The organism is Streptomyces sp. NPDC058671 (genome assembly GCF_042716475.1).
In the GTDB taxonomy this organism is placed as follows: Bacteria; Actinomycetota; Actinomycetes; order Streptomycetales; family Streptomycetaceae; genus Streptomyces.
This window is the reverse complement of sequence record NZ_JBHXSA010000005.1, coordinates 141,143-153,220: the sequence shown is the minus strand read 5'-3', so window position 1 is coordinate 153,220 and position 12,078 is coordinate 141,143. Positions and strand designations below refer to the sequence as shown.

The following is a 12,078-nucleotide window of genomic DNA, read 5'->3' as shown; positions in this document are numbered from 1 at the left end:
CGACCGTCAGTCCTCGGCGCCGCGTCCCTCGTCCGCGCGCTCGGCGTCGAGCGCGTCCGCGAGCGCCTGCGGCTCGCGGCTGGACAGGTACAGGTACGGCGTAGGGTCCGCCGGGTCCGTCACCACGACCCGTACCGCCCCCGGCACATAGCTGCGCATCAGCATGAAGGCGCGCGGATCGGCCTTGTGCGTACGCCAGGCGCGCGCCTCCTCGGCGTCCAGCACCTCCACCGCCCCCAGGGCCGAGACCGGGACCCGCGCGTCGCCCGCCACCAGCGAACCGGCCACCACCCGGATGCGGGCCGAGCCGTACGAGGAGACCGCGGCACCGGCGAGCACCGCCGCCACGATCACGCCGCCCAGCATCGGGACCGTACCCAGCGGGACCATGATCAGACCGCCCGAGAGACCGAGCAGTCCCGCGATGGCCCACCAGGAGCGGGGCGCCGTCAGCCGCTCGTCGAAGCGCGGCGCGGCCGGGGTCGCGGGGGAGGGGGCGGGGGACGGGGCGGAAGGCTGCATGTGTCCAAGCTTGGCACGGCGCGACCCACGCCCATCCGCGCGGGTAAGGTCTGCGGCTGTGACCGCAACATCTCCCGCCCTCACCCCGCCAGCCGACGCCATACCGCCGGTACGCCACCCCGACGCGCCGGCCGCCGGCGAGCTGCTCGGTGCGCACTACGCGTACTGCTTCGGGTGCGGCGGCGGGCAGTCCCACGGCCTCCACCTGGAAGCGCGCGCGGGCGAGGGCGTGACCGTCACCGCCGAGTTCACCGTGACGCCCGACCACCAGGGAGCCCCCGGCCTCGCGCACGGCGGCGTGCTCGCCACGGCGCTCGACGAGACCCTCGGCTCCCTGAACTGGCTGCTGCGGGTCATCGCCGTGACCGGACGCCTCGAGACCGACTTCGTCCGGCCCGTCCCGGTGGGCACCGTGCTCCACTTGGAGGCCGAGATCACCGCCGTGCACGGCCGCAAGATCTTCTCGACCGCGGTCGGCCGGATCGGCGGGCCCGACGGCCCCGTCGCCGTCCGAGCCGACGCCCTCTTCATCGAGGTCAAGGTCGACCACTTCATCGACAACGGCCGGCCGGAGGAGATCCAGGCCGCCATGTCCGACCCCGACCAGGTCCGGCGCGCCCGCGCCTTCGAGGTGAACCCCTGATGCCCAACCCTGTCGACGTACTGATCCGCCGAGTGGACCCGGACGTGCCGATCCCGGCCTACGAGCACCCCGGCGACGCCGGGGCGGACCTCGTCACCACCGAGGCCGCCGAGCTGGCACCCGGGGAGCGGGCCGTGCTGCCCACCGGGATCTCCATCGCCCTCCCGGACGGGTACGCGGCCTTCGTGCACCCGCGCTCCGGACTCGCGGCCCGCTGCGGAGTGGCGCTCGTGAATGCCCCGGGGACGGTGGATGCCGGGTACCGTGGAGAGATCAAGGTGATCGTGGTCAATCTCGACCCGCGCGAGACCGTGCGGTTCGAACGATTCGACCGGATCGCCCAGCTTGTCGTCCAACAGGTCGAGAAGGTGCGCTTCCACGAGGTGGCGGAGCTTCCCGGCTCGGCGCGGGCCGAGGGGGGCTTCGGGTCCACCGGCGGTCACGCCGCCGTGGGCGGCACAGCGGGTGGGAATCGATACGCTTCGGTCGTATCCGACCGGGAAGGACAGTGACGTGTTCGGACGTCGCAAGAAGAGCGGTGCCGCAGAGGACGCGGCGGGCGAGGCCGAGCAGGTCGTCGACGCCGTGGACGGCGAGGACGCGGACGACACCGCTCCGCGCCGCAAGAACCTTCCGCCGGCGCCCCGGCCCGACGGGCCCTGGGACATCTCCGAGGTCGGCAAGCCCGAAGAGGGCCGGGTGGACCTGGGTGGCATCTTCGTGCCCGGAGTCGAGGGCATGGAGCTGAGGGTCGAGGTGGCGGGCGACGCGATCGTCGCGGCCACCGTCGTCCTGCGCGACAGCGCCGTGCAGCTGCAGGCGTTCGCCGCGCCCAAGAACGAGGGCATCTGGGGCGAGGTCCGCGACGAGATCGCGACCGGCATCATCCAGCAGGGCGGTGTCATCGACGAGGTCGAGGGTCCGCTGGGCTGGGAGCTCCGCGCCCAGGTCCCCGTGCAGCTGCCGGACGGCAACCGGGGCGTGCAGCTCGTCCGCTTCGTCGGTGTCGACGGGCCCCGCTGGTTCCTGCGCGGAGTGATCTCCGGGCAGGGCGCGGTCCAGCCCGAGGCAGCCGGGCTCCTGGAGCAGATCGTCCGGGACACCGTGGTCGTCCGCGGCGACGGCCCGATGGCCCCGCGCGACCCGATCGTCCTCAAGCTGCCGAACGACGCGCAGATGGTGCCGGACGGCGTGCAGCAGGAGGAGCAGGAGAACTCCCGCTTCTCCGGCGGCATGGGCCAGCTCCAGCGCGGTCCGGAGATCTCCGAGATCCGCTGAGCGACCGCATCGTCCGATGGGCCGCTTCCCGTACCTCGCGTACGGGAAGCGGCCCATCCGCCGTTGTCCACAGGACCTGTTCTCCACAGGGGCCCGTTCCCTCCCGTTGTCCACAGGGTCCAGTTCTCCACAGGCCCGCCCTGCGGTGCTGGTCCTCGGCGCGGGGCGCGGACCATACTGACGGCGCACACGTTCGAGGAGGGGGAGCACAGGATGAGTGAGAGCGGCACGAGGTCCGCGACGGCCCTCACGGAGGACCCGGCCGCCACGCCGATGGTCCGCGTCGAGAACCTGCGTCGCTCGTACGGCACGGGCGAAGCGGCCGTCCACGCCCTGCGCGGGGTCTCCTTCGACATCCCGCGCGGCGAACTCGTCGCTCTCAAGGGCCGCTCCGGTTCGGGGAAGACGACCCTGCTCAACCTCGTGGGCGGCCTCGACACCGCGGACGGGGGCTCGATCGTCATCGACGGTGTCGACCTCTCCACCCTCGGTGAGAGCGGGCTCCTGGAGCTGCGCCGCGACCGGATCGGCTTCATCTTCCAGTCCTTCGGCCTGCTCCCGATCCTGTCCGCAGCCGAGAACGTGGGCGTACCCATGCGGCTGCGCAGGGCGGACCCGAAGGAGCGCGAGGATCGGGTGGCCCTCCTCCTCGGCCTGGTGGGCCTCGCCGACCACGCGGCCCAGCGGCCCGGAGAGCTCTCCGGCGGCCAGCAGCAGCGGGTCGCCATCGCCCGCGCCCTCGCCAACAAGCCGGCGCTGCTCATAGCCGACGAGCCCACGGGCCAGCTGGACGCGGAGACCGGGCTCGCCGTGATGCAGCTGCTGCGCGCGGTGGTGCGCAGCGAGGGCTGCACCGCCCTGGTCGCCACCCACGACCCCCAGCTCCTGGGCCTCGCCGACCGGGTCCTGGAGCTGAGCGACGGCGAGATCATCGAGCACTGAGGGGAGCTTCGACAGGGCCACCGGCTCGGCCGTCGCCGTGGAGACGCCCCCGCGCTATCAGGATCACGTCAAGACGGCGCAGGCCCTCTCCCCGCGTGCGGAATGTCCCATTGGCTGGACGTATGGTCGACCCATGGGACGCGGCAAGCTTCGGATCTACCTCGGCGCTGCGCCGGGCGTCGGCAAGACCTACGCGATGCTCTCCGAGGGGCACCGCCGGGTGGAGCGCGGCACGGACTGCGTCGTGGCCTTCGTGGAGCACCACGGGCGGCCGCGGACGGAGGTCATGCTGCACGGGCTCGAACAGGTGCCGCGCCGGGCCCTGGAGCACCGGGGGGCCGCCTTCACGGAGATGGACGTCGACGCCGTCCTGACCCGCCGTCCCGCCGTCGCCCTCGTCGACGAACTCGCCCACACGAACGTGCCCGGCTCCCGCAACCCCAAGCGGTGGCAGGACGTCGCCGAACTCCTCGCAGCCGGCATCGACGTCATATCCACCGTCAACATCCAGCACCTGGAGTCGCTGGGCGACGTGGTCGAGGCGATCACGGGCGTACGCCAGCGGGAGACCGTCCCCGACGAGATCGTCCGCAGGGCGGACCAGATCGAGCTGGTCGACATGTCCCCGGAGGCCCTGCGGCGCCGGATGGCCCACGGCAACGTCTACACCTCCGACAAGGTCGACGCGGCCCTCTCCAACTACTTCCGCCCCGGCAACCTCACCGCCCTGCGCGAGCTGGCCCTGCTCTGGACCGCCGACCGGGTCGACGAGTACCTCCAGCGGTACCGGGGCGAGCACAACATCCGCTCCACCTGGCAGGCCAGGGAGCGCATCGTCGTCGGTCTGACGGGTGGCCCCGAGGGACGCACGCTCATACGACGCGCCACCCGGCTCGCGGAGAAGGGCGCGGGCGGCGAGGTGCTCGCCGTCTACATCGCCCGCAGCGACGGGCTCACCGCGGCCTCCCCGAAGGAACTGACCGTCCAGCGCACCCTGGTCGAGGACCTCGGCGGCACGTTCCACCATGTCATCGGCGACGACATCCCGTCCGCGCTCCTGGAGTTCGCCCGCAGCGTCAACGCCACCCAGATCGTCCTCGGCTCCAGCCGCCGCCGCACCTGGCAGTACGTGCTCGGCCCCGGCGTCGGCCAGACCGTGGCCCGTGACTCCGGGACCGACCTCGACGTCCACATCGTCACCCATGGCGAGGTCGCCAAGGGACGCGGCCTGCCCGTCGCCCGAGGGGCCCGCCTCGGGCGCTCCCGGATCCTGGGCGGCTGGGTGGTGGGCGTCGGGGGACCCGCCGCCCTCGCCCTGCTCCTCACCCATGTCGACGCCGACCTCGGTCTCGCCAACCACATGCTGCTCTTCCTCGCGCTCACCGTCGCCTCGGCCCTGCTCGGCGGATTCCTCCCGGCGCTCGCCTCGGCGGCCGCCGGCTCGCTCCTCCTCAACTGGTTCTTCACCCCGCCCGTCCACCGGCTCACCGTCGCCGACCCCAAGAACATCGTCGCCATCGCCGTCTTCCTGGGCGTCGCCATGGCGGTCGCCTCGGTGGTGGACCTGGCGGCCCGACGGACCCACCAGGCCGCCCGGCTGCGCGCCGAGTCCGAGGTGCTCTCCTACCTCGCGGGCAGTGTGCTGCGCGGCGAGACCAGCCTCGACGCCCTGCTCGAACGGGTCCGCGAGACCTTCTCCATGGAGTCGGTGGCCCTTCTGGAGCGGGTCGACGAGGTCGAGCCGTGGACGCGGGCGGCGAGCGTGGGGCCCCACCCGGCGGCCCGGCCGGAGGAGGCGGACGTGGACATGCCGGTCGGTGACCGGCTGGCCCTCGCCCTGTCCGGGCGGGTGCTGCCCGCGGAGGACCGGAGGGTCCTCGGCGCCTTCGCCGCCCAGGCCGCGGTGGTCCTCGACCGGCGGCGGCTGGTGGGCGAGGCGGAGGAGGCCAGGAAACTGGCCGAGGGCAACAAGATCCGCACCTCCCTGCTCGCCGCCGTCAGCCACGACCTGCGGACCCCGCTCGCGAGCATCAAGGCGTCCGTCTCCTCCCTGCGCTCCGACGACGTCGAATGGTCCGAACAGGACCGCGCCGAACTCCTGGAGGGCATCGAGGCCGGCGCCGACCGCCTCGACCACCTCGTCGGCAACCTCCTCGACATGTCCCGCCTCCAGACAGGAACCGTCACCCCCCTGGTCCGCACGGTCGACCTCGACGAGGTCGTCCCCATGGCGCTCGGGGGAGTGCCCGACGGCAGCGCCGAGCTGGACATCCCCGAGACGCTGCCCATGGTCGAGGTCGACAAGGGCCTCCTGGAGCGGGCCGTCGCCAACATCGTGGAGAACGCCGTCAAGTACAGCCCCGAGGGCGTACCGGTGGCCGTCGCCGCCAGCACCCTGGGCGACCGGGTCGAGCTGCGTGTCGTGGACCGCGGCCCCGGCGTGCCCGACGAGGCCAAGGACGGGATCTTCGAACCCTTCCAGCGGTTCGGGGACGCGCCCCGCGGCTCCGGTGTCGGTCTCGGTCTCGCGGTGGCCCGCGGCTTCGTCGAGGCCATGGGCGGCACGCTCGGCGCCGAGGACACCCCCGGCGGCGGACTGACCATGGTGCTCACCCTCAGGGCCGCGCGGGGCGGCCCGCCGGCCCCCGCCGCCGACCTCCCGGCCCACGCCGTGACCTGACCCCGACCGCCGCGCCCGCGCCCGTACGCCGGTTCTCCCGCGTGCGCCGGACACCCGCACCGGACGCCACCGGACACCCGCACCGGACTCCCGGACCGGACGCCCGCACCCGGCGCCGACACCCGACGCCCGTCTCCGTACAGCAGCACCCCAGTAGAAGGAAGGCCCCCTCCATGACCCGGGTCCTCGTGGTCGACGACGAGCCGCAGATCGTCCGCGCCCTGGTGATCAACCTCAAGGCGCGGAAGTACGAGGTCGACGCCGCGCCCGACGGTGCCACCGCCCTCCGCCTGGCCGCCGAACGCCACCCCGACGTCGTCGTCCTCGACCTCGGCCTCCCCGACATGGACGGCGTCGAGGTCATCAGGGGCCTGCGCGGCTGGACCCGGGTGCCGATCCTGGTCCTCTCGGCCCGGCAGACCAGCGACGAGAAGGTCGAGGCGCTGGACGCGGGCGCCGACGACTACGTCACCAAGCCCTTCGGCATGGACGAGCTGCTCGCCCGGCTGCGCGCGGCCGTCCGCCGCGCCGAGCCGGTCGGCGGCGCCGAGGACGGGGTCGTGGTCGTCGCGACCGAGGGCTTCACCGTCGACCTGGCGGCGAAGAAGGTCCAGCGCGACGGCCGGGACGTCCGGCTCACCCCCACCGAATGGCACCTCCTCGAAGTCCTCGTCCGCAACAGCGGCCGCCTCGTCAGCCAGAAGCAGCTGCTCCAGGAGGTCTGGGGACCCTCGTACGGCACGGAGACCAACTACCTGCGGGTGTACATGGCGCAGCTGCGGCGCAAGCTGGAGAGCGACCCGTCCCACCCGCGCCACTTCGTCACCGAACCGGGCATGGGTTACCGCTTCGAACGCTGAACGGACAGGGGCGGCGAGGCCGGTCTCGGTGACAGCGGTGGCCGGTACGCTTTCTGTATGAGTGCTGCACCGCGTACAGAGAAGGCGGCCGGTAGATCCGGTAGGTTCCGCCGGATGCTCGACCGGCTCTCCTCCTCCGTGGAGGACCTGGAGTCGGAGGAGCTCCAGGAGGACGCCCAGGCGTCGGGGTGCACACGTATCTGCGACTGCTCCGACCGCCAGATAGTCAAGGTCACTGGTACCTTGCGCACGGTCACGCTGCGCCCCCGGGCCGGTGTGCCCGCACTGGAGGCAGAGCTCTTCGACGGCACGGCACCGCTCGACGTCGTGTGGCTCGGACGGCGCTCCATCGTGGGCATCGAGCCGGGCCGCAAGCTGATCGCCTCCGGCCGGATCTCCATGAGCCACGGCCGGCGGGTCCTCTTCAACCCCAAATACGAGCTCCGACCGCTCGGACAGGAGTAGCCGGTGACGTCCCTCGACAAGCCGACCACCACGGACCAGGACGCCCAGGCCGCGAAGGAGGTCACCGAGGCCGCGCTGTTCGAGGCCTTCGGCGGCCTGCGGGGCATGGTCGAGACGGTCCTGCCCGGCCTGCTGTTCGTCACGATCTTCACGATCAACAAGGACCTGCACATCTCGGCGATCGCCGCGCTCGCGGTCTCGCTGGTCCTGGTCGCCGTCCGGCTGATCCGACGGGACACCGTCAAGCACGCGTTCAGCGGCGTCTTCGGCGTCGCCTTCGGCGTGGTCTTCGCGATGATGACCGGCAACGCCAAGGACTTCTACCTGCCGGGCATGCTGTACACCCTGGGCCTCGCCCTCGCGTACATCGTGACGACGATCGCCGGGGTCCCGCTGATCGGCCTCATCCTGGGCCCGGTCTTCAAGGAGAACCTCTCCTGGCGCACCCGCAACCCGGGCCGGAAGAAGGCCTACGCGAAGGCCAGCTGGGCCTGGGGCCTGATCCTGCTCGCCAAGTGCGCGATCCTCTTCCCGATGTACTGGTGGGCCGACACGACCAAGTTCGGCTGGGTCCTCGTCGCGCTCAAGATCCCGCCGTTCCTGCTCGCGGTCTACCTCACCTGGATGTTCCTCGCGAAGGCTCCGCCGCCGATCGACGTCTTCGCGGAGATGGAGGCCGAGGAGCGGGCGGAGAAGGAGCGGGCCGCGAAGGAACGCGAGGCGGCTGCCGCCGCGCGGCGGAACCCCCCGGAGGCCTGACCCGGACACGCGGAAGGGCCCGGACCTGACGAACAGGTCCGGGCCCTTCCGTACTTCGGAGCCTCCGCACGTCCTGGCCTCCGTACGACAGGGTCCTCCGTACGACCGGCCGTACTTCAGAGCCCTCCGTACGCCGGGCCCTTCCGCACGTACGCGAGAGGCGGGGTCAGGACTCGGGGCCGGCCTCGCGGCGGACCTGGAGCAGGTCCTCCAACTGCTCCTCGCGGGCCTGCGCGGCCACGAACAGCAGCTCGTCACCCGCCTCCAGGGTCTCCTCGGGGCTCGGCGTGAGCACCCGCGAACCGCGGATGATCGTCACCAGCGAGGTGTCCTGCGGCCAGGCCACGTCCCCGACCGTCGTGCCGGCGACCGCCGACTCCGGCGGGAGCGTCAGCTCGACCAGGTTCGCGTCACCGTGGCTGAAACGCAGCAGCCGGACCAGGTCGCCGACGCTCACCGCCTCCTCCACCAGGGCCGACATCAGCCGCGGCGTCGACACGGCGACGTCCACGCCCCAGGCCTCGGTGAACAGCCACTCGTTCTTCGGGTTGTTCACCCGGGCGACGACCCGCGGCACGCCGTACTCGGTCTTGGCGAGCAGCGAGACGACGAGGTTCACCTTGTCGTCGCCGGTCGCCGCGATCACCACGTTGCAGCGCTGGAGCGCCGCCTCGTCGAGCGAGGTGATCTCGCAGGCGTCGGCGAGCAGCCACTCCGCCTGCGGCACCCGCTCCACCGAGATGGCGGTCGGCGCCTTGTCGACGAGCAGGACCTCGTGCCCGTTCTCCAGGAGCTCGCCCGCGATGGAACGGCCCACCGCACCCGCGCCCGCAATAGCGACACGCATCAGTGACCGCCCTCCTCGGGACCCTCGGCGAAGGCCTCCTCGACCTTCGCGATCTCATCCGTACGCATCATCACGTGCACCAGATCACCTTCCTGGAGCACCGTCTGCGAGGTGGGGATGATCGCCTCGCCGAGCCGGGTCAGGAACGCGACACGCACCCCCGTCTCGTCCTGCAGCCGGCTGATCTTGTGGCCGATCCAGGCCGACGAGGTGTGCACCTCGGCGAGCTGCACCCCGCCGCTGGGGTCCGTCCACAGCGGCTCCGCCCCCGAGGGCAGCAGGCGCCGCAGCATCTGGTCGGCGGTCCAGCGGACCGTCGCGACCGTCGGGATGCCGAGGCGCTGGTAGACCTCCGCGCGACGCGGGTCGTAGATCCGCGCCGCCACGTTCTCGATGCCGAACATCTCGCGCGCCACCCGGGCCGCGATGATGTTCGAGTTGTCGCCGCTGCTCACCGCGGCGAACGCGCCGGCGTCCTCGATCCCGGCCTCGCGCAGCGTGTCCTGGTCGAAGCCCACGCCCGTGACGCGCCGACCGCCGAAACCCGACCCCAGACGGCGGAAGGCCGTCGGGTCCTGATCCACCACCGCGACGGTGTGCCCCTGCTGTTCGAGGTTCTGCGCGAGAGCGGCTCCCACTCGCCCGCAGCCCATGATGACGATGTGCACGTCCCCTTACCCCGCACTCCTGATCGCCCTGCTGACCTGCGAAAACACCCTGCTCACAACTCTCCTCGCCCCGATGCGCCCGGGCCGCGGCGGGCGACGCCCTGCCGGGTCACCCGGTCCGAGCTTAAGCGGCAACACTGGCCGGGACCGCATCCGAGGTGGTAGACGGAAAGATTCCGTATGGATAGGGGGTCGGGGTGAGTCTGGCTCTTTTCGAACGCTTACGATCCTCTGCGTGTCCAAACTGACCGACGTGCCCAAACGGATCCTGATCGGGCGGGCCCTGCGCAGCGACAAGCTCGGAGAGACCCTCCTCTCGAAGCGGATCGCCCTCCCCGTCTTCGCCTCCGACCCGCTGTCCTCGGTGGCGTACGCACCCGGCGAGGTGCTGCTCGTCCTCTCCGTCGCCGGCCTGTCGGCCTACCACTTCAGCCCGTGGATCGCCCTCGCGGTCGTCGTCCTGATGTTCACGGTGGTCGCGTCCTACCGGCAGAACGTCCACGCGTACCCGAGCGGAGGCGGCGACTACGAGGTCGCCAACACCAACCTCGGGCCGAAGGCCGGACTGACCGTCGCGAGCGCCCTGCTCGTGGACTACGTCCTGACCGTGGCCGTGTCGATCTCCTCGGGCATCGAGAACCTCGGCTCCGCGATCCCCTTCGTCGTCGAGCACAAGGTCGCCTGCGCGGTCGGTGTCATCGTGCTCCTCACCGTGATGAACCTGCGCGGAGTGAAGGAGTCGGGCTCCCTCTTCGCGATCCCCACGTACGTCTTCGTCTTCGGCGTCTTCACCATGATCGCCTGGGGCGCGTACAAGGGGATCGTCCTCGACGAGACCATGAAGGCCCCCACCGCCGACTTCGAGATCAAGCCCGAGCACCAGGGGCTGGCCGGATTCGCGCTGGTCTTCCTGCTGCTGCGCGCCTTCTCCTCCGGCTGCGCCGCCCTCACCGGCGTCGAGGCCATCTCCAACGGCGTCCCCGCCTTCCGCAAGCCGAAGTCGAAGAACGCCGCCACCACGCTCGCCCTCATGGGCGGCCTCGCCGTCACCATGTTCTGCGGCATCATCTTCCTGGCCATGGCCACCGACGTCCGGATGGCCGAGAAGCCCGCCCACGACCTGCTCCTGAACGGCACGCCGGTCGGTGAGGGCTACGTCCAGGACCCGGTCATCTCCCAGGTCGCGGCCGCCGTCTTCGGCGACGGAACGTTCTTCTTCGTCGTCCTCGCCGCCGCCACCGCGCTCGTCCTCTTCCTGGCCGCCAACACCGCGTACAACGGCTTCCCACTCCTCGGCTCGATCCTCGCCCAGGACCGCTACCTGCCGCGGCAGCTGCACACCCGCGGCGACCGCCTCACCTTCTCCAACGGCATCGTGCTCCTCGCGGGCGCCGCCGCGCTGCTCGTCTGGGTCTACGGAGCCGACTCGACGAAGCTGATCCAGCTGTACATCGTCGGCGTCTTCGTCTCCTTCACCCTCAGCCAGACCGGCATGGTCCGGCACTGGAACCGGCACCTGAAGTCGGAACGCGACCCGGCCAAGCGCCGCCGCATGATCCGCTCCCGCGCGATCAACGCCTTCGGCGCCTTCTTCACCGGCCTCGTCCTCGTCGTCGTCCTCGCCACCAAGTTCACCCACGGCGCCTGGGTCGCCCTGCTCGGCATGGTGATCTTCTACGGGACGATGACCGCGATCCGTAAGCACTACGACTCGGTCGCCGCGGAGATCGCCGCCGCGGAGGAACGGCCCGACGAGTACGTACGCCCCTCCCGGGTCCGTTCCGTCGTCCTGGTCTCCCGGCTCCACAAGCCGACCCTGCGCGCCCTCGCCTACGCGAAGCTGCTCCACGCCCACGAGCTGGAGGCGCTCACCGTCAGCGTCGACCCGGCCGAGACGAGGGCGCTCCAGGAGGAGTGGACCCGCCGCGGCATCAACGTCCCGCTGAAGATCCTCGACTCGCCCTACCGCGAGATCACCCGGCCGGTCGTCGAGTACGTGAAGAACATCCGCCGCGAGAGCCCGCGCGACGCCGTCTCCGTCTACATCCCCGAGTACGTCGTCGGCCACTGGTACGAGCACCTGCTGCACAACCAGAGCGCCCTCCGGCTCAAGGGCCGACTGCTCTTCACCCCCGGGGTCATGGTGACCTCCGTCCCGTACCAGCTCCGTTCCTCCGAAGTCGCGAAGAAGCGCGCGCGAAAGGGCCAGGAGTGGACCGCACCGGGCTCCGTGCGCCGCGGACCGGTGGAGAAGCGTCACAAGGAACCCGCGGCCAAGGGCTGAGGCCGCCGACGGCGAATCCGACCCCCGTCGGCACGTAGACTGGTGGGGGGGGGCGGGGGGGGGGGCCCCCCCACCCGATATGTGGGGTGGGGGCCGGAGTGGGTGGGGCGAGGGCCCGCGGGGGGTGGGC

At 71.6% G+C, this 12,078-nt stretch carries 12 protein-coding genes; 9 read left to right on the top strand and 3 right to left on the bottom strand.

Features of this window, described 5'->3' with window-relative positions:
- Positions 1-6: 6 nt before the first annotated feature.
- The gene (locus tag ACFWV2_RS08425; protein WP_384403638.1) at positions 7-522 is read right to left on the bottom strand and encodes a DUF3093 domain-containing protein; all 516 of its coding nucleotides are present in this window, start codon (positions 520-522) and stop codon (positions 7-9) included.
- 58 nt (positions 523-580) lie between these two features.
- Here ACFWV2_RS08425 and ACFWV2_RS08420 point away from each other — a divergent pair, with 58 nt between their 5' ends.
- The 8 genes from ACFWV2_RS08420 (at position 581) to ACFWV2_RS08385 (ending at position 8,149) form a co-directional block, all read left to right on the top strand.
- Complete coding sequence (locus ACFWV2_RS08420) at positions 581-1,165, top strand: PaaI family thioesterase (protein ID WP_384403635.1); 585 nt, start codon at positions 581-583, stop codon at positions 1,163-1,165.
- Positions 1,165-1,677: a dUTP diphosphatase gene (gene dut, locus ACFWV2_RS08415; RefSeq protein ID WP_360789150.1), complete on the top strand. Its 513-nt coding sequence runs from the start codon at positions 1,165-1,167 to the stop codon at positions 1,675-1,677. Before ACFWV2_RS08420 ends, dut begins: the two co-directional genes overlap by 1 nt.
- 1 nt (position 1,678) lies before the next feature.
- Complete coding sequence (locus ACFWV2_RS08410; RefSeq protein WP_384403631.1) at positions 1,679-2,443, top strand: DUF3710 domain-containing protein; 765 nt, start codon at positions 1,679-1,681, stop codon at positions 2,441-2,443.
- A gap of 213 nt (positions 2,444-2,656) precedes the next feature.
- Positions 2,657-3,385, top strand: a complete 729-nt coding sequence (locus ACFWV2_RS08405) for an ABC transporter ATP-binding protein (protein WP_384403628.1) — start codon at positions 2,657-2,659, stop codon at positions 3,383-3,385.
- Positions 3,386-3,518: 133 nt separating this feature from the next.
- Positions 3,519-6,065 (top strand): DUF4118 domain-containing protein, encoded by a 2,547-nt coding sequence (locus ACFWV2_RS08400; protein WP_384403625.1) that lies wholly within the window; start codon positions 3,519-3,521, stop codon positions 6,063-6,065.
- Between the two features lie 173 nt (positions 6,066-6,238).
- Positions 6,239-6,925, top strand: a complete 687-nt coding sequence (locus ACFWV2_RS08395; RefSeq protein WP_384403623.1) for a response regulator — start codon at positions 6,239-6,241, stop codon at positions 6,923-6,925.
- 57 nt (positions 6,926-6,982) lie between these two features.
- Positions 6,983-7,390: an OB-fold nucleic acid binding domain-containing protein gene (locus ACFWV2_RS08390; protein WP_360789162.1), complete on the top strand. Its 408-nt coding sequence runs from the start codon at positions 6,983-6,985 to the stop codon at positions 7,388-7,390.
- Positions 7,391-7,393: 3 nt separating this feature from the next.
- The gene (locus ACFWV2_RS08385) at positions 7,394-8,149 is read left to right on the top strand and encodes a DUF3159 domain-containing protein (protein ID WP_384403619.1); all 756 of its coding nucleotides are present in this window, start codon (positions 7,394-7,396) and stop codon (positions 8,147-8,149) included.
- A gap of 166 nt (positions 8,150-8,315) precedes the next feature.
- Here the strand turns inward: ACFWV2_RS08385 and ACFWV2_RS08380 are convergent, their stop codons facing one another.
- Together ACFWV2_RS08380 and ACFWV2_RS08375 are read right to left on the bottom strand one after the other, a co-directional pair.
- Positions 8,316-8,996, bottom strand: coding sequence for a potassium channel family protein (locus tag ACFWV2_RS08380; RefSeq protein ID WP_384403616.1), 681 nt, complete (start codon positions 8,994-8,996; stop codon positions 8,316-8,318).
- Positions 8,996-9,664, bottom strand: coding sequence for a TrkA family potassium uptake protein (locus tag ACFWV2_RS08375; protein WP_360789170.1), 669 nt, complete (start codon positions 9,662-9,664; stop codon positions 8,996-8,998). The genes ACFWV2_RS08380 and ACFWV2_RS08375 overlap by 1 nt, the downstream gene beginning before the upstream one ends.
- Before the next feature lie 235 nt (positions 9,665-9,899).
- On the opposite strand from ACFWV2_RS08375, the gene ACFWV2_RS08370 reads away from it, so the two are divergent.
- Positions 9,900-11,948, top strand: a complete 2,049-nt coding sequence (locus tag ACFWV2_RS08370; protein ID WP_384403612.1) for an APC family permease — start codon at positions 9,900-9,902, stop codon at positions 11,946-11,948.
- Positions 11,949-12,078: the final 130 nt, after the last annotated feature.